The 20,398-nt window shown below is 36.7% G+C and carries 14 protein-coding genes; 10 read left to right on the top strand and 4 right to left on the bottom strand.

What is annotated here, in order from left to right; all coding sequences use genetic code 11:
* Window positions 1-2 precede the first annotated feature (2 nt).
* The 3 genes from AC13DP_RS19325 to AC13DP_RS19335 all read left to right on the top strand — a co-directional run bounded on the left by AC13DP_RS19325 (window position 3) and on the right by AC13DP_RS19335 (window position 3,272).
* The gene (locus tag AC13DP_RS19325; RefSeq protein WP_483068302.1) at window positions 3-2,174 is read left to right on the top strand and encodes a S9 family peptidase; all 2,172 of its coding nucleotides are present in this window, start codon (window positions 3-5) and stop codon (window positions 2,172-2,174) included.
* Window positions 2,175-2,304: 130 nt separating this feature from the next.
* The gene (locus tag AC13DP_RS19330) at window positions 2,305-2,769 is read left to right on the top strand and encodes an OsmC family protein (RefSeq protein WP_347407786.1); all 465 of its coding nucleotides are present in this window, start codon (window positions 2,305-2,307) and stop codon (window positions 2,767-2,769) included.
* A 2-nt stretch (window positions 2,770-2,771) separates the two neighbouring features.
* Window positions 2,772-3,272 (top strand): hypothetical protein, encoded by a 501-nt coding sequence (locus tag AC13DP_RS19335; protein ID WP_228249109.1) that lies wholly within the window; start codon window positions 2,772-2,774, stop codon window positions 3,270-3,272.
* Window positions 3,273-3,415: 143 nt separating this feature from the next.
* Here AC13DP_RS19335 and AC13DP_RS19340 read toward each other — a convergent pair whose 3' ends face one another.
* Window positions 3,416-4,351 (bottom strand): C1 family peptidase, encoded by a 936-nt coding sequence (locus AC13DP_RS19340; RefSeq protein WP_483068303.1) that lies wholly within the window; start codon window positions 4,349-4,351, stop codon window positions 3,416-3,418.
* A gap of 188 nt (window positions 4,352-4,539) precedes the next feature.
* On the opposite strand from AC13DP_RS19340, the gene AC13DP_RS19345 reads away from it, so the two are divergent.
* Together AC13DP_RS19345 and AC13DP_RS19350 are read left to right on the top strand one after the other, a co-directional pair.
* A complete protein-coding gene (locus AC13DP_RS19345; protein WP_483068304.1) occupies window positions 4,540-4,974 on the top strand; it encodes a DUF4174 domain-containing protein in 435 nt (144 codons plus the stop codon).
* A gap of 485 nt (window positions 4,975-5,459) precedes the next feature.
* Window positions 5,460-5,810, top strand: a complete 351-nt coding sequence (locus AC13DP_RS19350) for a hypothetical protein (protein ID WP_013073955.1) — start codon at window positions 5,460-5,462, stop codon at window positions 5,808-5,810.
* Here AC13DP_RS19350 and AC13DP_RS19355 read toward each other — a convergent pair.
* Entirely contained in the window at window positions 5,807-6,274 is a 468-nt protein-coding gene (locus AC13DP_RS19355; RefSeq protein WP_013073956.1) for a CBS domain-containing protein, read from the bottom strand. The genes AC13DP_RS19350 and AC13DP_RS19355 overlap by 4 nt on opposite strands.
* Before the next feature lie 129 nt (window positions 6,275-6,403).
* Between AC13DP_RS19355 and AC13DP_RS19360 the strand changes: the two genes are divergently transcribed.
* Both AC13DP_RS19360 and AC13DP_RS19365 read left to right on the top strand, forming a co-directional pair.
* A complete protein-coding gene (locus AC13DP_RS19360) occupies window positions 6,404-8,719 on the top strand; it encodes a M20/M25/M40 family metallo-hydrolase (RefSeq protein WP_483068305.1) in 2,316 nt (771 codons plus the stop codon).
* Window positions 8,720-9,024: 305 nt separating this feature from the next.
* Window positions 9,025-9,825, top strand: a complete 801-nt coding sequence (locus AC13DP_RS19365) for an NAD(P)H-binding protein (RefSeq protein WP_228249106.1) — start codon at window positions 9,025-9,027, stop codon at window positions 9,823-9,825.
* Window positions 9,826-9,997: 172 nt separating this feature from the next.
* Here AC13DP_RS19365 and mfd read toward each other — a convergent pair whose 3' ends face one another.
* Window positions 9,998-13,378 (bottom strand): transcription-repair coupling factor, encoded by a 3,381-nt coding sequence (gene mfd / locus AC13DP_RS19370; protein WP_347407782.1) that lies wholly within the window; start codon window positions 13,376-13,378, stop codon window positions 9,998-10,000.
* Window positions 13,379-13,637: 259 nt separating this feature from the next.
* Here mfd and AC13DP_RS19375 point away from each other — a divergent pair, with 259 nt between their 5' ends.
* From AC13DP_RS19375 to AC13DP_RS19385, 3 genes are all read left to right on the top strand, one after another.
* The gene (locus AC13DP_RS19375) at window positions 13,638-14,036 is read left to right on the top strand and encodes a DoxX family protein (RefSeq protein WP_347407781.1); all 399 of its coding nucleotides are present in this window, start codon (window positions 13,638-13,640) and stop codon (window positions 14,034-14,036) included.
* A 98-nt stretch (window positions 14,037-14,134) separates the two neighbouring features.
* Entirely contained in the window at window positions 14,135-14,914 is a 780-nt protein-coding gene (locus AC13DP_RS19380) for an SDR family NAD(P)-dependent oxidoreductase (RefSeq protein ID WP_347407780.1), read from the top strand.
* Between the two features lie 224 nt (window positions 14,915-15,138).
* Complete coding sequence (locus AC13DP_RS19385; protein WP_483068306.1) at window positions 15,139-16,497, top strand: dihydrolipoyl dehydrogenase family protein; 1,359 nt, start codon at window positions 15,139-15,141, stop codon at window positions 16,495-16,497.
* 937 nt (window positions 16,498-17,434) lie between these two features.
* Here AC13DP_RS19385 and AC13DP_RS19390 read toward each other — a convergent pair.
* On the bottom strand, window positions 17,435-19,225 hold the full coding sequence (locus AC13DP_RS19390; RefSeq protein WP_483068307.1) for a hypothetical protein: 1,791 nt from the start codon (window positions 19,223-19,225) through the stop codon (window positions 17,435-17,437).
* Between the last annotated feature and the right edge of the window lie 1,173 nt (window positions 19,226-20,398).

Below are 20,398 nucleotides of genomic sequence, written 5' to 3' on the forward strand. Positions count from 1 at the left end.
CGATGAAAAAAATTTTCTCCCTACTGTGCATCGCCGTAATTTATTTTTCGGGGTTTGCGCAACACTCTCCTAAAAAACTTACAACTGAAGATTACGAACAGGCCGCTAAATTTCTTGGGTTTAATACCTACAGATTAGTGGATAAAGCTAATGTAAGCCCTAATTGGTTAGCAGACGATAGTTTTTGGTATGAGATTCAGATTAATGGAGAACGCCAATATGTTCTGGTAGATCCAAAGAAAAAATCTAAGCGAACTTCTACTTCGCTTGAAGAATTACTTGGTAAAAAGCCAAAAGAAGAGCAAAGAGGATCATGGACAGAAGTAGCCTCCCCGGATGGATCTAAAGTAGTTTATATAAAAGACTGGAACCTTTGGATGCGCGATACCCAAACGGGTAAGGAAACGCAACTAACCCAAGATGGTGAAAAAAATTATGGCTATGCTACCGATAATGCGGGTTGGAAACATAGCGACAAACCTATTGTGCTTTGGAGCCCTGATTCTAAAAAGATTGCCACTTTTAAACAAGATCAGCGCCATGTAAGTGATATGTATCTGGTAGAGACCAAAGTTGGCGAACCAGAGCTTCAGGAATGGAAATATCCAATTCCGCAAGATTCAGCCATCATTAAAATTGAACGCCTGATTATCGATACTGAAGATAACAAGATTACCAAGCTTAATATTCCTGCCGATGCAAGACGGGGTACACTTTGTGACGACATTGCCTGCGATGGCACTTTTGGTGATAACGAATGGGCCCCAGACTCAGAGACTTTAGCTTTTGCCTCGGTTTCCCGTGATCACAAAAAAGTTACGCTTCGTGTTGCCAATGTTGAAACTGGTGAAGTAAGAGATATTTTTACGGAAGAAACAGATACGCAATTCGAATCTGGACAAGGCTCTATAAACTGGCATTATTTACCAGAATCAGACGAAATTATATGGTACTCTGAGCGTGACGACTGGGGACATTTATACCTTTACGATCTTGAAACTGGTGAACTAAAAAACCAAATTACTAAAGGTGATTTTGTGGTAACCAGCCTGACCAAAGTAGACGAAGATAAAAAAATGTTGTACTTCTACGCGCAAGGAAAAGAAGAAGGCCGCGATCCTTATTTTAGACATTTTTACAGTATAAAGTTTAACGGAAAAGGGCTTAAACTTTTAACTCCTGAAAACGGCACACATAGCGTTTCGCTATCTCCTGACAACAAATACTTTGTTGATAATTATTCACAGCCTAACGTTCCCAATGTTGCGGTACTTAGGGATATTAAAGGCCGAAAAATAATGGATCTCGAAAAAGCCGATATTTCCCGCTTAGAAGCCATAGGCTGGCAGGCTCCAACACCAATTAAAGTAAAGTCGGCTGATGAGAAATGGGATTTATACGGTTTAATGTTTACGCCTACAGATCTTGATGAATCTAAAAAATACCCGGTAGTGAACTATATCTATCCCGGCCCGCAAGGTGGTGGTGTTGGCGGTCGTTATTTTTCACCTTCACGTAGCGATCATCAGGCTTTAGCAGAACTTGGATTTATCGTTGTGGTAATTGATGGTAGCTGTAACCCGGGAAGATCTAAATCTTTTCACGATGCCTGCTACGGAAATATGGGAGATAATACTTTAGAAGATCAGATAAGCGGATTAAAGCAATTAGCTGAAAAACACCCTTATATGGATTTAGACCGCGTGGGGGTTTGGGGACATTCCGGTGGTGGTTTTGCCACTGCGGATGCCATGTTCTCCTATCCTGAATTCTACAAAGTAGGAATTTCTGAATCAGGAAATCATGATAACAGAAACTATGAAGATGATTGGGGAGAAAGGTATATAGGTCTTATTGAAGAAACCGAAAATGGAAAAACCAATTACGAGCTACAGGCCAACCAATATAATGCCGCAAATCTTCAAGGAGATTTGTTAATTGCACATGGTAATTTAGATGATAACGTACCTCCTTACAATTCGTATTTGGTGATCGATGCATTAATCAAAGCAAATAAAGATTTCGATTTGATCATTTTCCCAAATGCACGTCACGGCTACGGAATGGATAGTTACTATATGACCAGAAGAAGATGGGATTATTTTGTTGAAAACCTTATGGGTGCAGAACATCCAAAAGAGTTTAAAATTGAAATTCCAGAAAGAAGAAGATAACTTCTCATAAAATTAGAATATACAAAAGCCGGTAGATATAAAACATATACCGGCTTTTTGTATTTTAGACTTTAAAATGTCATTCCTTGCTTGATAAGGAATCTCGTTCAGAATTCGATTAATCTCTAAAATGAAAACCCATAACTACACTATCAAACTCAAATGGACCGGTAACACAGGTGTCGGAACCAAAACTTATAAAGAATACGATAGGGATTATACATTTCAGGCAAAAGATAAAGCTTTAATAAAAGGCTCTTCCGATCCGTCTTTTTTAGGCAATCCCGAATTTTATAATCCAGAAGAACTTCTTCTTAGTTCTATCGCTTCATGCCATATGCTTTGGTATCTTCATCTTTGCACCAGCAACAATATTATTGTGTTAGATTACAAAGATCAGCCTAAAGCTAGTATGATCGAAAATAAGGATGGTAGTGGGAAGTTTACCAAAGTTACTCTTTATCCTGAAATTACTTTAACGGATAAAAACATGCTTGAAAAAGCTGAAAAGCTCCATAAAGAAGCTAATAAATTCTGTTTTATCGCAAATTCATGTAACTTTCCCATTCATCATCAGCCAAATTATTATTTTTAAATATGGAAATAAAAGTCATCAATCAGCGTAAATTTCAGCTTCTCGAAAATCACAAAATTATTTCAGAGCTTTACTATCCAAAATGGTGGTCTAATAATGCCGAATTTCGATACCTGGGAAAACAATTTGAAATTAAAGCAAAAGGCTTTTGGCAAACCAATTTCATAATTACAGAAAATCATCGTGAAATAGGATCGATTAAATTGAATTGGAACCAGAATTCAACTATAATTCTAAAAACAAAGGAACACAAAGAGCTAACCTATCATTTATCACAAGAGAGCATGTGGCATTCTAAGTTTGTGGTAAAAGCTAACGAAAGTCCAGTGCTGAAAATTCATGCTAAAAGCAATTGGAAAAAATTTTATCCAGATTTGCTATTGAATATCGAAAACGATCAGAAAACTAACGATTATAAATTGCTCATCGCTATAAGTGTTTATTTAATCAATAACCGTTTAAAATCTGCTGCGGCAGGAGCTTCTATTGCAGCCGTTTCATAATACAAAATCAAAAGGCTAATTATGACAATTTCAGCTTAAATTATTTTAGAAAAAGTCAAGAAATGTAAACCGGAAAACTTTTTTAAAATTTAGAGGCAAATCCTAGTAGCCGTTATCCTCTTTTGGTTTTGTATACAAAAAAATCAAATCTCAGCTACATCATCATAAGCGATGTAAGCGTTATTGATCACTCTAAAATTAGCGCTCTCATCGTTTACATTTTCGAAAGCAGCATAATCGATCCATACAAATCCATCTGAGCCCCAATTCTCTCCCCAGGAGTTTACTACCTTAAACGCATTATATTCATCTGAAAATCCAACCACCAGCATCGCATGGCAATCGCCATTTTCATAATCTACCACATGCTCGCGATAGGCCGTTAGCCCAAAACGATCTGTCTTTCCAAATTCTGAAGATAAATACGCTCCAATAACAATAGGTTGTTGCCGCGTGATCAAAACCTTCATTTCGGCAAGCATATTTTCACCACTTAAACTCTTAAAATCTGAAATCCTGGCTGCGGCTGCCTGTGCTATTTGTGTTTCATTTGGTTGATCTGAACATCCGCTATCGTCGTAAGGGAAAAGTTCTAAAGAGCAAACACCAACTTCCTGTACAAGATCTAAAGTTTCTGCAATACTGGTGCCACCACAGTCCCCCATGGTTAATTGATTATAAGTAAAGGAAGGACTAAATGTTGTGGCTAAAGAATAAGATGCTCCACTTTCCTTCATCTCTTGATAAGATTTTAAATAATAGCTTACCGCCCATGAAGAACACGATCCCAACTGTCCCTGATCGCCAACTGGCGGTAAAAATTCAGAAAGATCGTATTCATCAGGCAAATCTTCAGAGATAGCGAGATTTTCTAAAATAGAATGCTCACCGGTAGAGTAATCTCCGGTTCCCTTACATTTCAGGCCTGTAGCAAATACCTCCCCTTCGTTTGTAACAAACTGGTTATCGTCTATTGGATCTGGCGTTTTTTCCTGCCTTGGCAGATTATCGTCCAGATCCTGATAACAGGAGGTTAATAATATTGGCACTACAAATATTAGTAATCTTAGATTTCTCATAAGCTTAAATTTGAGGAATAGAATAATTTGAGAATCACCTCATATTCTTGCGAACCGCTGTAACAAGTTTGGTTAGCTTCGTTAAATAAAATGAAATTCGGGGAAAATCATTTCTAAAATTAGTTAAATAACACACTCTTTAACAACTAATTAAAACTAGTCGATAATAATCATTTCTATTTTTAGCCATGAAATTTTTAGCAATCACAATTTTAAGTATTATGGCTTTAGGAAATATGAACGCACAGGATAATGATTCTTACCTTTGGGAGAACCGATTAGTCTTAATGCTTACCAATTCTATAGAAAATAGCGATTTTAAAGAACAGCTGGGCGAGTTTAGAAATAAAGAAGAAGAATTGGAAGATCGTAAAATTGTGGTGTATCAGGTCACTCCAAAAAAATATGCTACCGGAATTAGTGATACTCCCGACTGGAATAAAGGAGATAATTTCTACGAAAAGTTCAAAAAATCAAATACACCTTTCGAAATTATATTAATAGGTCTGGATGGAGGTACAAAAATGCGAAAAAAAGAGTTTATACCTGCCGATGAAATTTTTGAAAAAATTGATAGTATACCGTTAAGAAGAGCAGAACTTAATGCACTCAAAAAATCCTGAAGTATTCCGTATAAAAATTTTATGTAAATTTAAAGAATCCGAAAATTTAACTATCCACAGGCTTAAATGTATTTGACTGTTTGGTAATTGGTATAGCAAAAAACAATATCTCAACTAATCATTTAAAATATATAAGAAGGTGGCAGTACGGGAGATAAATTATAAGCGGTTATAATAAAATAAACTGACTTATCCCCAAATAGCAAAAAGTAGAAATTAATTCTCCCCAATCTACTTTAGAGATAGAATAATTAACACGTTAATGTGTAGAAATTATTTAATTTCTTTGATTGCCTAACGACAATTATTGCTAAAACTAATTACTGATATTTATTAAATATAAGAATCAGTATGCTGTAGACAGAATTCACAAATCTAACTCCAAGCTACAGGATAATTTTTAGGATAAAATTTAAATGCTGTATTTTAAAAATTTAGCATCAAGCATTTGATTTTTAATTGATTAAATTTATGTCGATAAAAAAATGGATAAGTACTGTTTAGAATGTGGAGAAAAGCTGATTGGTAGAGTAGATAAAAAATTTTGCAGCGATTATTGCAGGAATTCATATCACAATAAGCTTAATAAAGATACCAAAAATTTAATGCGCAATATTAACAACATACTGCGTAAAAATTATAGAATACTGGAGAAACTCAATCCCGAAGAAAAAACAAAAACCAGCAAAACAAAATTGCTGGCTGAAGGTTTTAATTTTCAATATTTTACCAGTACCTACACCACTCAGGCGGGGAAAACGTATTATTTTATTTACAATCAGGGGTATTTACCTTTAGAAAATGAGGAGTTTTATGCACTGGTAAAACGAAACTAGCAATGCCAGTTTTGTGCCCTCAATTTTAATGCGGCACAAAGTATATCTTTTCTGCTTATCATTCCGATTAACTTTCCATTTTCCACTACCGGAAAACGTCGATAACTATTGTTATAGAACAATTGTGCACAATCAAAAATACTTAGGTTCTTATGAATCACAGCCACATCAGTGCTCATATAATTTTCTATTTTCATATCGCCAATGGGCATATTGAAATATCGGCTTTCTGAGATCTGTTTCATACAATCTGCGTCAGAGATGATTCCAACCAGTTCGTAACGATCATTTACGACCGGCGCACCAGAAATTTTATTTTTGAGCAATGCCTCCATTACCTCTGCGACATACTGATCTCTTTTAAAAGTGATTAATGAGCTTGTCATATAATCCTCTACCATAATTGGTGCGCTCTCTATTTTTACCGGAGCCGCACGCCTTCCCTGAAAACTTTTAATTCCCATAATTGTAAGATTTTGATTACTAATTACTTAAATATAATAAATTTTAATATCTTTTTAAAGTCTTCCGATTTATCTGGTTAGTTTTTAGAAGTATAGTATCTTTAATTTTCTGAAATTAAACGCCAATTAATGTCTAAAAATCTTCAAGCTCTCATTGCTTTACTACTTATAAGTTTTTGCTGCTGGTTAAGTTACTATAGTCTTAAACCTTCGGGAATTCCTGAAGAAGTTTCAGAAAATGAATTTTCTGTAGGCAAAGCTTTTCAACATGTAGAGAAAATTGGCGCCTCGCCTCATTATTTAGGAAGTGCGGCACATAGTTCTGTAAGAAATTATATCGTTAACGAGCTCCAAAAACTAGGCTTAGAAGTACAAACCCAGGAGGATTTCGTGCTAAATGATGCCGCAATTCTTAGCCGACCACAAAATATTTTAACCCGAATCAAAGGGAGTGGAAACGGAGACGCACTCGTTTTAATGACGCATTATGACAGTCAGCCACATTCTTCATACGGCGCCAGTGATGCCGGAAGCGGTGTTGCTACTATCCTTGAAGGTTTAAGAGCATTTATAGCTGAAGGGAATCCCCCTAAAAATGATCTTATCGTATTATTTACAGATGCGGAAGAAATCGGGCTTATGGGAGCCGAATTATTTGTAAGACAACACCCCTGGGCAAAAGATGCAAGACTAGCCTTAAATTTTGAAGCCCGTGGTAGCGGTGGGAGTTCTTTTATGCTGTTAGAAACCAACGCAGGAAACGCTAAACTTATCAAAGCTTTTAAAGAAGCCCACGTTCCATATCCTACCACAAATTCTTTAGCTTATAGTGTTTATAAATTATTACCCAACGACACCGATCTTACGGTCCTAAGGGAGTCTGGAAATATCAACGGATTCAATTTTGCATTTATCGGTGATCATTTCGACTATCATACCTCTAACGACATTCCTGAAAACCTGGATTTAGAAACGCTGGCTCATCAGGGTGATTATCTAATGCCACTACTCCATTATTTCCAGGATGCAGATCTAAATCTGTTAAATTCAGACAACGATCTATTATATTTTAATCTTCCTTTTGGTCAATTTGTAACGTATCCTTTTGGTTGGATTATGCCTATGCTCATCCTGGCATTTATATTATTTTTCACTGTTGTAGGATATGGGATTTTTAAAAAGAAACTTAGTGTTAAGGCTATATTCAAAGGTTTTGCCCCTTATTTTTTAAGCCTGATTATTGGTGGACTTTTGGTATTTGGACTTTGGAAGTTTTGTCTTTACATCTACCCTGAATACTCTGAAATGCTGCATGGCTTTACCTACAATGGCTATAGTTATATTACTGCGGCCGTGTTATTGAGTTTGACCGTTGCCTTTTTTGTTTACCACAAATTTTATAATGAAGATAAAACCGCTTCTCAATTTGTAGCGCCCTTATTTTTATGGATACTCATCTGTGCTTTACTTGCTGTGGGTTTAAAAGGCGCTGCTTATTTTATAATTCCGGCTTATTTTGGTTTTATACAGTTGCTTTTAATGATGCATAAAAAGCAGCCTAATATTATCCTGAACACGATTTTAAGCTTACCGGCTTTATTCATTCTGTTTCCATTTATCCAGATGTTTCCGGTAGCTTTGGGTTTAAAAATGCTATTCCTTGCAGGTATTTTAAGTATCTTATTATTTACGCTGTTTTTACCTGTTTTTGGCTATTTCGCCAAAAAAGATCTCCTCGCAGTATTGTTGTTCTTAGGCTTTAATGCCTTTATGTTTTATGCACATTTCACATCAGAATTTACTGCGGAAAGGCCAAAACCTAATAGCTTGGTGTATTTGTATGATGCTGATGAGGATAAAGCGAACTGGTACTCATATGATGAAATGCCCGATGAATGGACCAGAAAATATTTTGGAGAAGACCCGGTAATTTTAACGAATGCAGAAACAAAATTTAGCAGTAAGTATAACTCGGGTTTTACCTGGAGAAGCGATGCTCCAAAAATTGATATAAAATCACCAGAAATCATTCTTCAAAAAATTGATAGTTCCAATAACGAATTTCAATATTCGTTGAAAATTGCACCAAATCGTGACGCTAAAAGAATAGAGATTTATACAGAAAATATTACCGATTTTAATGATTTTAAAGTCAACGGATTACAAGCTGAAAACGTCAAACTAGGAGAAGAATCCTTTAATATGTTTACACGCCGATGGAAGAATCGCTTACTTAGCTATTATATTTCCAGTAAAGATACGCTTAGAATGAATTTCAGTTTAGATAAAACAAAGTCGGCCGAATTTATTTTATATGAATCCAGCTACGATCTTTTGGAAAATAAAGAGTTAGATGTTTCAAGGCGATCTGAAACGATGATCCCAAAACCATTTATTTTAAATGATGCAGTGATTTATAAGAAGAGGATTATGCTGAATCAATAGGCAATCGCAGTAAGCAGTTTTAAAATTAAAAACATTGACTGCTGAAAGCTTTACTTTAAAACGTAAGATAAGATACAAGATAAATTGAATTAAAAATGGCCTACCAAAAATTGACGTAAAAATTTGAAGTGAAAAATCCGTAAAATTTCAGGCTGTCTTAGGCGTAGTCGAGTTCCTGAAATTTAGGATTCGATCGATAAATTTCAGACAATTTTTATAATCCTAGACTTTCCTGCCCGTCCGGCAGGCGGGTTTGTTTCTTTTTCAGTAATAGAAAAAGAAAATAGATAAAAATCTAAATAAATATGCAAATTTCAATATTAGGATGTGGTTGGTTAGGATTACCATTGGCCAAGAAACTGGTATACGATGGATATTCTCTAAAAGGATCAACCACCACACAACATAAAATGCACAAGCTTTCTGCAGAAGGCATTACTCCTTATCATTTAGAACTTTATGAAAGCGGAGTGCAGGGAGATATTCAATCTTTTTTGTCAGGCTCTGATATTCTTCTTATTGATATCCCGCCAGGATTACGAAAAAACCCTGAAATTAATTTCACTAAAAAGATCACTAATATTATTTCAAATATTGAATATTCAGGTATTAAAAAATTAATTTTTATAAGTTCTACCAGTGTTTATGAAGATCAGGAGGAATTCCCGGAATATACTGAAGACTCTAAACCTAATGGAACATCTGAAGCGGCAAAACAGCTGATAAACTGTGAAAATGCTTTGCAAAACAACCCTAATTTTAAAACGACCATCCTAAGGTTTGGTGGCTTAATAAGCGACGATAGGCACCCTATTACGATGCTTTCGGGTAGGACTGACATAAAAAATGGAGAAGCTCCTGTTAATTTAATTCGACGTGATGATTGTATCTCCTTAATTGCTACAATCCTCAAAAATGATGAATTTGGAACGGTATTTAACGCGGCGTATCCCGAGCATCCTAAAAAATCTGAATACTATACCAAAGAAGCAAAATCTAGAAATATAAAAGCCCCAGAATACGACAAAAATCGCCCTTCTAAAGGAAAAATAATTTCTTCAGTAAATTTGGATAAAATTGGGTTTGAGTTTAAATATGAGATTTAATGGTTTTAGATGTTAGATATCAGACCTTAGATATAAGATAAAAAACCTCACAGGTTTATCCCGTATAGCTATCGGGACTGTGAGGTTTGATACAACTTTCTTTATTTTTTTAAATTTCTCGCCTTAAGTCATTTCGACCGTAGCGGAAAAATCTCAATAAAATCCTTTCATTCTAAGCTTCTTCCACTTCTTCCTTCTTCTTTCTAAAATCTAAGGGTTGTAATACTTTTAGTGCTTTTTCTATCGAAGTTATCTTATCGAAGGTTAAGAGCAAACGCAGGCCATTTCTGGTTTTCTTTTCTTTCATCTTACAAGTTGTAGGATGCGACTGTACGTACTGCAATACTTTGGTAAAATTAGCTGTTTGGTAGAAACGCGATTGCTGATCGGCAATAAAATAGCCTATCAGTTTATTCTGCTTCATAATAATGCGTTCTAAACCTATTTTAGAAGCGATCCACTTAATACGAACACTATTTAATAAATCGACGGCAGAAACCGGTAATTCGCCAAAACGATCGACTAATTCGGTTTCAAACTTTTCTAATTCTTCTTCGGTTTTTAATTCGTTCAGCTTGGTATATAAATTCAAACGCTCGGCGATGTTATTGATATAATCATCCGGGAATAGAATTTCAAAATCAGTATCGATCTGTGTTTCCTTCACAAAATCTTTATCTTCAATATCTTCTTCGTTATACAGCTCTTTAAATTCATTTTCTTTCAGCTCTTCAATAGCTTCCGCTAAAATCTTCTGATAGGTATCAAAACCAATTTCATTGATAAATCCGCTTTGTTCCCCACCTAATAAATCTCCGGCACCTCGAATTTCTAAATCTTTCATCGCGATATTGAATCCGCTTCCCAATTCAGAAAATTGCTCTAGAGCCGTCATTCGTTTACGCGCTTCTTCGGTCATTGCCGAATAAGGCGGCGTGATAAAATAACAGAAGGCTTTTTTATTGCTTCGTCCTACCCGACCTCGCATTTGGTGAAGATCAGACAGTCCGAAATTATTGGCATTATTAATAAAAATAGTGTTGGCGTTGGTTACATCCAATCCACTTTCAATAATCGTGGTAGAAACCAGCACATCAAATTCGCCATTAATAAAACTCAGCATTAATTTCTCCAGCTTCTTCCCTTCCATTTGTCCGTGACCAATGCCTACTTTCGCATCGGGTACCAAACGCTGAATCATGCCGGCAACTTCTTTGATGTTTTCAATGCGGTTATGAATGAAGAACACCTGTCCGCCTCGCTGAATTTCATATAATACCGCATCCCGAATGGTTTCTTCGGAAAAACGAATCACATTCGATTCGATTGGATATCGGTTAGGTGGCGGAGTGGTAATGGTCGATAAATCTCTTGCCGCCATCAAACTAAACTGAAGCGTACGCGGAATTGGGGTTGCCGTGAGTGTCAATGTATCGACGTTTTCTTTGATGGTTTTCAGCTTATCTTTTACCGCTACTCCAAACTTTTGCTCTTCATCAACAATCAGCAGTCCAAGATCTTTAAATTTAACTGCCTTGTTTACTAATTGATGCGTTCCAATGATAATATCTACGCGACCGCTTTCCAGATCGGCTAGCGTTTCTCGGCGTTCTTTGGCGGTTCTAAACCTATTTAAGTAATCTACTGTTACGGGTAAATCTTTTAAACGCTCCGAAAAAGTTTGATGATGCTGAAAGGCTAAAATCGTCGTGGGCACTAAAACCGCAACTTGCTTCCCATTATCTACCGCTTTAAAGGCAGCGCGAATGGCCACTTCGGTCTTCCCAAAACCAACATCCCCACAAACCAATCGGTCCATTGGGCGTTCGTTTTCCATATCTTTTTTAACCGCTTCGGTCGCTGTACTTTGGTCTGGTGTATCTTCATAAATAAAAGAAGCTTCCAGCTCGTGTTGCAAATAAGAATCTGGACCGTACGCAAAACCTTTTTGCAAGCGGCGTTTCGCATATAATTCAATTAAATTATAAGCGATATGTTTTACGCGGGCTTTGGTCTTTTTCTTCAGGTTTTTCCAAGCATTACTACCTAACTTGAAGATTTTAGGTTCTTTCCCGTCTTTGCCGTTATATTTCGAGATTTTATGTAGGGAATGAATACTTAAATACAGGATATCGCGCTCTCCATAAATCAGTTTAATGGCTTCCTGTTTTTTGCCTTCTACATCTATTTTTTGCAATCCGCCAAACTTCCCAATTCCGTGATCAATGTGGGTTACATAATCACCTACGGTAAGGTTGGTCAATTCTTTCAGGGTAATTGCCTGCTTTTTGGCGTAGCCATTTTTAAGGCTGAATTTATGGTAACGCTCAAAAATCTGATGATCGGTATAACAAACATTTTTTGCCTGTTCATCAATAAATCCTTGAAATAAGGAAAGGACTACCGTTTTATACTTTACCTCTTTTTCCTGATCTTTAAAAATATCGTGGAAACGTTTGGCTTGCTGTTCGCTTCCGCAGAAAATATAATTGCTATATCCTTTTTCTTGATTTTCGATTAAATTGGCAATCAATAAATCGAATTGTTTGTTGAAGGAAGGTTGCGGCGTTACAAAGAAAACAATCTCTTTTTTCGGGTTTAGCAACGGATAATTGCTTAATTCTACCACCGAAAAATCAAGGATCTGTTTATGAATTAAGGAAGAGGTACAAAAAAGCGCTGCGGGTTCACTTTGCTTTATTTCTCCGGAAAGTTTTTGGAAAGCTTCTTCTGCCTTCTCAAAAAGTTTATCCATTTGCGCTGAAAAAAGATCAAGATTTTTAACGAATATCAAGGTATTTTCAGCCACATATTTTAAAAAGCTTTCTCTTACTTCATCGAGGTGTTTATTCTCGACATTGGGCATAATAGAAATCTTGTTCACCTTATCGGTAGAAAGTTGGGTTTCTACATCAAAACTCCTGATGCTATCTACCTCATCCCCAAAAAATTCGATTCGGTACGGCTCGTCATTACTAAAAGAAAATACATCAATAATCCCTCCTCGTACTGAAAATTCGCCGGGTTCTGTAACAAAATCTACTCGTTTGAACTTGTATTCAAACAAAACTTCATTTACAAAATCGATAGAAAGTTCGTCGTTCACTTTTATCTTCAGTGTACTTCTATCAAGTTCTTTTCGGGTAACTACTTTTTCAAAAAGCGCATCGGGATAAGTAACAATCACTGCCGGTTTCTTGCGCGAATTGATTCGGTTTAAGACCTCGGCACGCAAAAGCACATTGGCATTATCGGTTTCTTCAATTTGATAAGGCCTGCGGTAACTGCCAGGATAGAACAACACATTATCCTCTCCGATTAACTGCTCCAAATCATTTAAGTGATATGCAGCCTCCTCTTTATCATTTAGAATTAATAAAAAAGGACGTTTGGCTTCTTTAAAAGCATTGGCCACCACAAAAGAAAGGGATGAGCCAATAAGGCCTTTTAAATGAATTTTATCGGTGTTTTTTTCTGAAACGGCAATAGCGTCCCGCAATTCCTGCTGTTGCGGGGATTGTGCAAAACTTTGGGCGATAGTAGATGTACTCATTGGCGCAAAGATAATTGCAAAAGAAAAGCTTCACAACTGACTATGATATTTTTAACGTTGCTTTTAAAGTCATAAGTATTGCGTAGTTATTATGTCGTCAATATCTCTATTTTTTTCTCTATAGTCTATGTTACTATCTGATTCCTAAAAATAAAGCGATCTCAATCTCACTGCTAAATACAAACAAGATTGCAGTTTAATTTTACCATTTCCCTAACAAGCATTGCATTTCAAAATACTTAATTTCAAAAAAAAATCAATGTCTAACCACCAACTCGCTTTTCTATTAGCCAGGATTACTTTGGGAATCAATCTTTTCCTGCACGGATTTGTTCGAATCCCAAAACTGGAAGTCTTTGTAAACGGACTCACACAGGGTTTTGAAGGCACTATGCTTCCGCTCGTATTAGTAACAATCGTGGCCTACGCTATTCCTTTTATTGAGGTAGTACTGGGGATTTTTATTCTCTTAGGTATATATAGTAAAAAAGCACTGGCTGCCGCAGCTATTTTTATAATGCTACTCATTACCGGTTGTGCCTTTAAGGAAGATTGGAGCGCAATTGGCACACAAATGCTTTACGCGTTATTCATATTTTTTCTTTTGAAGAATCTGGAATATGAAGTTTGGACAGTGAAGAAGAGTAGGAATGAGTAGTTAGAATTGAGTATTGAGATATGAGACGAGAGAGTTTAGAGAAAAGATAGTACACTGACTAATTACTTGTCTATCATCTAAAATCTAAAAACAAAAAAATGGATTATCAGCTAAAAGACAAAAAAGTATTTATTTCAGGATCAACTAAAGGCATTGGGCTGGCTACTGCGAAAACCCTGGCCAAAGAAGGAGCTGAAGTCGTTGTTAACGGCCGATCGCAAGAAAGTATAGACCAAGCGATCTCAAACATTACTAGCGAAATCAACAGTGCTAAAATCTCTGGAATTGCCTGCGATTTTTCGAAAAAAGATCAAGTAGATAGCCTGATTGAAAAACTTGGTAAAGTCGATATCCTTATCAATAATGTGGGCATTTTTAATCCAAAAGACTTTTTTGAAATTCCCGATGAAGAATGGAAAGCTTTTTATGAAGTAAATGTACTTAGTGGCGTTCGACTTTCGAAAGCTTTACTCCCAAAAATGTTAGCGCAAGATTGGGGAAGAATCATCTTTATTTCCAGTGAAAGTGCCTTGAACATTCCCGTAGAAATGATTAATTATGGGATGACCAAAACCGCACAACTTTCCATTTCAAGAGGAATTGCCGAAATTACCAAAGGCACTAATGTAACCGTCAATAGTGTTTTACCCGGTCCAACCTATTCTGAAGGCGTAAAAGATATGGTAGATGCCGAAAATAATGATAAAAAGGATATAGAAAATGAGTTTTTTGAAACTCAGCGCCCCAGTTCATTAATCCAACGCTTTGCAGATCCGCAGGAAGTCGCCAATATGATTGCTTATGTTGCAAGTCCGCTTTCCTCTGCAACCAATGGAGCAAGTTTACGGGTTGATGGCGGAGTGGTGAAGTATATTTAAGTAGTAATGAGAATTGAGTAGTGACAAATTAGAAAATAGACGATTAGTTTAACTTGGTAATTTTTTATTTTGAAAACCAATATCATTATTCTGAACCTGCGCGGCAAGCAGTTTTTTTTCACAATGGAAAAAGAAAAAATGATAATAGAAAGGTGTTACTTATGCTCTATATGCTAAAAGCGAAGCGATCTATGATCTAACTTCTAATATCTAAAAATAATAACATGGGAATAGAAGAATTTGATGTTTTTGTAATCGGTACCGGAACTGCCGGAAAAGGCGTAGCTAAAGATTGCGCCGAAGCCGGATGGAAAGTAGCCATAGCCGATAATCGAGAATATGGCGGCACCTGCCCCAATCGAGGTTGCGATCCAAAAAAAGTGTTGGTAGGGATTACCGAAATTATCGAGCGTTCCCAGAATATGCTGGGATTGGGAATTTCTAAAATGCCCGAAGTAAACTGGCAGGACTTACAGAAATTTAAGTATAAATTTACCGGTGCTATTCCCGCAGCTACCGAAAAAGATTTGGCTGCTCTTGGTATCAAGATGTATCATCAATCTCCTAAATTTTTAGATGAAAACACCCTTTCTGTAGAAGGGAAAACGGTAAAGACCAAAAAAATCGTAATCGCGACCGGAAATAAACCAATGCCGCTTAAAATTCCGGGAGCCGAATTAATGCTGAACAGCGATGATTTCCTAGAATTGGAAAAGCTTCCTGAATCGATGATTTTTATTGGTGCCGGCTATATTGGAATGGAATTCGCGCATATTGCTGCCCGCCTTGGTGTAGAAGTTACCGTGATCGATACCGAACCCAGACCACTTTCAAATTTTGATGAAGATATGGTGGCGCATCTTACCGAAGCTTCCGAAGCTATTGGTATCAAATTTATGTTTAATGCGAAAGCTTCAAAAGTAGAAAAGCTTAGGAAATACCTTCGGGTGACTGCAGAAACGAAAAACGGAGAAGAAATTTCAGCAAAAGCAGAACTGGTTTTTAATACAGCAGGACGTGTTCCTTCCATTGACGAATTAGAACTAGAAAAAGGGAATGTCGCTTTCAGTAATAAAGGAATTACCGTAAATGAACATCTACAAAACACTACCAACCCAAATGTTTATGCTTGCGGAGATGTTTCCAATAGCGAAGGATTACCGCTTACACCACTTTCTTCTCAGGAATCGCGGGTGGTTTCAGCGAACCTTTTAGGGAAATATAATAAAACCGAAGCGCATTATCCACCGCAACCTTCTGTAGTGTTTACACTGCCCAACGTGGCCTCCGTAGGACTTTCAGAACAACAAGCTAAAGAAAGAGGATTTGATTATGTAGTAAAGCATAAATCGGTACCCAGCTGGTTCAATTCTAAGCGTATTGCCAATCAGCACTATGCGTTTAAAGTAATTAAAGACAAAGAAACCGAAAAAGTTCTTGGTGCTCATCTGGTAGGTCCAGATGCTGGAGAAATGATTAATATGTTTGTAATGGCAATGTGTGGCGGTCTTTCCTGCCACGACCTAAAAGCGATGATTTTTGCGTACCCGACTTGGAGTAATGATATTAAGGGAATGACGTGATTTTAGTAGTTAGGAATTGAGTATTGAGTAGTTAGAGCATATATGGACCGCTTTGCTGTTAGCGATTAGATCCCTGACGCTGTTAGACTTTATTGAAAAGAAATGAGGAAAGAGAGTATAGACTAGAGAAACAAGAGACAAGAACCAAGAAGTTTCACTTCGAGAGGTTTAGAACCCAGATAATGATAGGAACTAGAAGTTGTATCTAGAAGTAAATAGAAAACTACGTTATTTCGACTGAAGCGTAGCGGAACGGAGAAATCTTAATGTCCAAAAATACGGTACACAAGAGATCTCTCCACTTCGGTCGAGATGACATCACTTTAACATTCAAAATTCAGCATTTAAAATTCGACACTTTAAGTCCTAATTCCTGGCTCTTCTATCTTGGCTCTATTTTTACACTAACTTCTATCAGATTAAGGTCTCGATACAATTTTGCTTCGTTTCACTGCACAAAACCACTCGACCTGACATTCCAACGAATAAGTTTATTGATTTTCAAATTGTCTATTCCTAAGAGAATTTGTATCGAGAAGTAAACGGAAAACCTAACAGGAAACTACGTCATTTCGACTGAAGCGTAGCGGAACGGAGAAATCTTAATGCTCAAAAATACTGTACACAAGAGATCTCTCCACTTCGGTCGAGATGACATCACTTTTACACCCAAAATTCAGCATTTAAAATTTGACATTTCAATCCTGATTCCTGTTTCTTGTGTCGTGATTCTATGTTCTTATGTTCTAAAAGCAAAACCTATCAAATCTAGGTCTCGATACAATTTTGCTTCGTTTCACTGCACAAAACCACTCGACCTGACATTCCAACGAGTAAGTTTATTCATTTTCAAATTGTCACATTAACACATCATCAAATTTTTTAACAGGCGAAGCCGTTCTATGTTCTAACTTCCAATAGCGTAAGGATCTAAAACCTAAACCACTTCCGCCTGCTGTGTAATTTCTAAAATTCGGCTTTCGCAAATCAATAAATCAGTTAAAAACTGGTTTTCTTTAATCACCTCCCTAAAAAACAAATTCTTATAATAGTCGATCCCTTCTTCTAGATTTTGTGTAAATCGGCTAAACTTTTTCGCTTCTCTTTTATTTGAAAAATCGGTACTATCGGCCAACTCCTTTAAGTAATCGATGTACAATTGCAGCTCTTTAATAAACATATGCGGGCGATAGCCACTCAGCACATTTGTTCGACCATAGATGTGATCGGTCAATTCTTGTAGCGAATATTTACCCGAGAAATAGGCTAAATTAGGACCGGGACAAACGGTCACAAAATCCATTTTCTTTACAAAGGTGAAATCGTAGTTTTTAGCGACACTATTACACAAACCGGTACACAAGCACTCTTTTTGAAATAACAAATTGGCTTCCTTTGCCTTTTCAGCACTCGATAAATCGGAATCTTGAATTTGCTTCAGTTTTAATTTTTGGTATTTATGCGAAGCAGTACAAATCGGTTTTTCGGTAAATTCGGTATTCGCTTCTAATAATTTCTCGGGACACGAACTACCGGGTTTATTTCGTAAAAGATTTTTTCTTCGGAAGTCTTCTCCACTAACTCCCTTCAGGTAGTTAAACCGAACACCCAAGGGAGAACTGTGGCTCAAAACAATATCTTCTTCTTTTGATTGTTGAAGTTTCCCTAAGGTTTCAGAATCGACATTGGTAGCTTCCGGACACAGTAAAAACGGCGATCCCCAACCAGTCGCATCGGCCTGAAAATAATCTTTTAGCAAAGTATCTTCTTCAAAAGTACCTATCCCGCCCTGAACGGTAATCTTTATTTCGGGCAATACTGAAATTTCAGTTTCTTCAGCAACAGCATTTTGGTAAAGTGCGGATAGTTCTGACTGTAATTCGTCTTTTTTCTGCTTAAATTCTTCCAGTATCGGCCCCATCAGATAACCATCGGTTGCAAAGGCGTGACCCCCGCAGTTTAAGCCGGATTCAATTCTGAATTCACTCACCCAGATTCCCCGTTTGGCGAGGTATTTTCCCTGAATTAAAGCCGACCGGTAATCGCTGACTTTTATAGCTATGGCTTTGCTGAAGTTACCGTTGTTATCGGGATGAAAGCTTTTAAAAGAGGATAAATAATTGAACAATCTTGGATTCATCCCAGCCGAAAAAACCAGGGTTGAATGCTCTAAATTGCTTTCTGCATACCCTTTTAAAGCCTGTAAAGCATCAGATCCATTTTCGATAACTTCTTTGTTTTCATCGATTTGATCGCTATCGATTTTCGTCATGATATTGACTTCAATCGCACCGGGTTTTACCTCATTTCGCAGTTCAGACTCCAGACTCTCTTTTTCTAAAGGATCCGTTAGCTGAAGAAATTTAAGGTACTTCTGTTTTAATTCAGACACTTCCGGCAGCATTTCAAAATACTTGGTAATTTCTGAAGTACCTGAAAAAGCAGCGGTTTTCACCTCTTCTACTTTCTTTTTCACTTCTTCACTTATCAGATTCAGATAATCGGTAATCCGTTTAGCTCTATAATTGGGTTCCTTTTTGCTTATGGGCAGAAAAGGCTCGTTATTCAATTTGTAATAATACGCGCGCATTTTTTCGATAAGGTGATCTTCGATAATTGAAATGGAAGAGTTTATCCCAAAATGCGCCACTTTTACCGGCGTATCAATGGTGTAAGCAATGCCCATCACCGGAATATGAAATTGATGTGGGGATATGGCGTTTTTCATTCGTTTTAAGTTTAATCCCCAAAGATGAAAAGTAGCCACCGTTTAAAATATGATATTTATCAGGTTTTGGGAGTTTAGTATTTAGAAATGAGATGCGAGATGTGAGATTTTAGAAACTAGCGTGTAGAATATAGATCTAGACTTTAGTGAGTAGTGGAAGTTAGTTAAAAGAATTCTACATTTTTAATCTTGGCTCTTGTGTCTGACTCTATATCCTAGGTCCTAAAAGACGAAGCGTATCAGATTGAGGTCTCGATACAATTTTGTTTCGTTTCACTACACAAAATCACTCGACCTGACATTCCATCCACTATATTCATTCGTTTTTCAAATTAGCTAATCTCCAACTACAATTCAAATTATAACTTCCAGATTAAAAAGATCTCTCCGCTTCGGTCGAGATGACCTCGTTTTCTAATTTAAAACTCATCATTTTTAATCCTGATTCCTGGCTCTTGAATCTATAGTCTATACTCTAACAGCGAAGTGTATCAGATTGAGATTTCGATACAATTTTGTTTTGTTTCACTACACAAAATCACTCGACCTGACATTCCAACCACTACATTCATTCGTTTTCAAATTAGCTAATCTCCAACTACAAATCAAATCATAACTTCCAGGTTAAAAAGATCTCTTCTCCGCTTCGACCGAGATGACCTCGTTTTCCTAATTTAAAACTCATCATTTTTTAATCTCGATTCTATTTTCTATACTCTAACAGCGAAGTGTATCAGATTGAGATTTCGATACAATTTTGTTTCGTTTCACTACACAAAATCACTCGACCTGACATTCCAACCACTACATTCATTCGTTTTCAAATTAGCTAATCTCTAACTACAAATCAAATCATAACTTTCAGGTTAAAAAGATCTCTCCGCTGCGGTCGAGATGAGCTCGTTTTCTAATTTAAACCTCAACATTTTTAATCCTGATTCCTAACTCTTTTGTCTTGGTTCTATTTTCTATACTCTAACAGCGAAATATCAGATTGAGATTTCGATACAATTTTGTTTCGTGTCACTATACAAAATCACTCCTTTAGACTTGTATTGTTATTTTTATAGCAGTATTAACAAAGAAAAGAGAGCTGAACTCGGGTACACTAATATCGCTCAGAACATAAAGTTCATCGTTCGATTCAGACCCAAGTTCAGACTTTCATCAACA

It is taken from the genome of Zunongwangia sp. L-65, from assembly GCF_056859415.1.

Bases quoted from the DNA above. Each gene is read 5' to 3' on its own strand.
- AC13DP_RS19355 (WP_013073956.1), bottom strand. From the start codon at position 6,274: ATGGGAATTAAAAGTTTTCAGGGAAGGCGTGCGGCTCCGGTAAAAATA.
- AC13DP_RS19375 (WP_347407781.1), top strand. From the start codon at position 13,638: ATGTCTAACCACCAACTCGCTTTTCTATTAGCCAGGATTACTTTGGGA.
- AC13DP_RS19335 (WP_228249109.1), top strand. From the start codon at position 2,772: ATGGAAATAAAAGTCATCAATCAGCGTAAATTTCAGCTTCTCGAAAAT.
- AC13DP_RS19350 (WP_013073955.1), top strand. From the start codon at position 5,460: ATGGATAAGTACTGTTTAGAATGTGGAGAAAAGCTGATTGGTAGAGTA.
- AC13DP_RS19365 (WP_228249106.1), top strand. From the start codon at position 9,025: ATGCAAATTTCAATATTAGGATGTGGTTGGTTAGGATTACCATTGGCC.
- AC13DP_RS19385 (WP_483068306.1), top strand. From the start codon at position 15,139: ATGGGAATAGAAGAATTTGATGTTTTTGTAATCGGTACCGGAACTGCC.
- mfd (WP_347407782.1), bottom strand. From the start codon at position 13,378: ATGAGTACATCTACTATCGCCCAAAGTTTTGCACAATCCCCGCAACAG.
- AC13DP_RS19390 (WP_483068307.1), bottom strand. From the start codon at position 19,225: ATGAAAAACGCCATATCCCCACATCAATTTCATATTCCGGTGATGGGC.
- AC13DP_RS19345 (WP_483068304.1), top strand. From the start codon at position 4,540: ATGAAATTTTTAGCAATCACAATTTTAAGTATTATGGCTTTAGGAAAT.
- AC13DP_RS19340 (WP_483068303.1), bottom strand. From the start codon at position 4,351: ATGAGAAATCTAAGATTACTAATATTTGTAGTGCCAATATTATTAACC.
- AC13DP_RS19330 (WP_347407786.1), top strand. From the start codon at position 2,305: ATGAAAACCCATAACTACACTATCAAACTCAAATGGACCGGTAACACA.
- AC13DP_RS19360 (WP_483068305.1), top strand. From the start codon at position 6,404: ATGTCTAAAAATCTTCAAGCTCTCATTGCTTTACTACTTATAAGTTTT.
- AC13DP_RS19380 (WP_347407780.1), top strand. From the start codon at position 14,135: ATGGATTATCAGCTAAAAGACAAAAAAGTATTTATTTCAGGATCAACT.
- AC13DP_RS19325 (WP_483068302.1), top strand. From the start codon at position 3: ATGAAAAAAATTTTCTCCCTACTGTGCATCGCCGTAATTTATTTTTCG.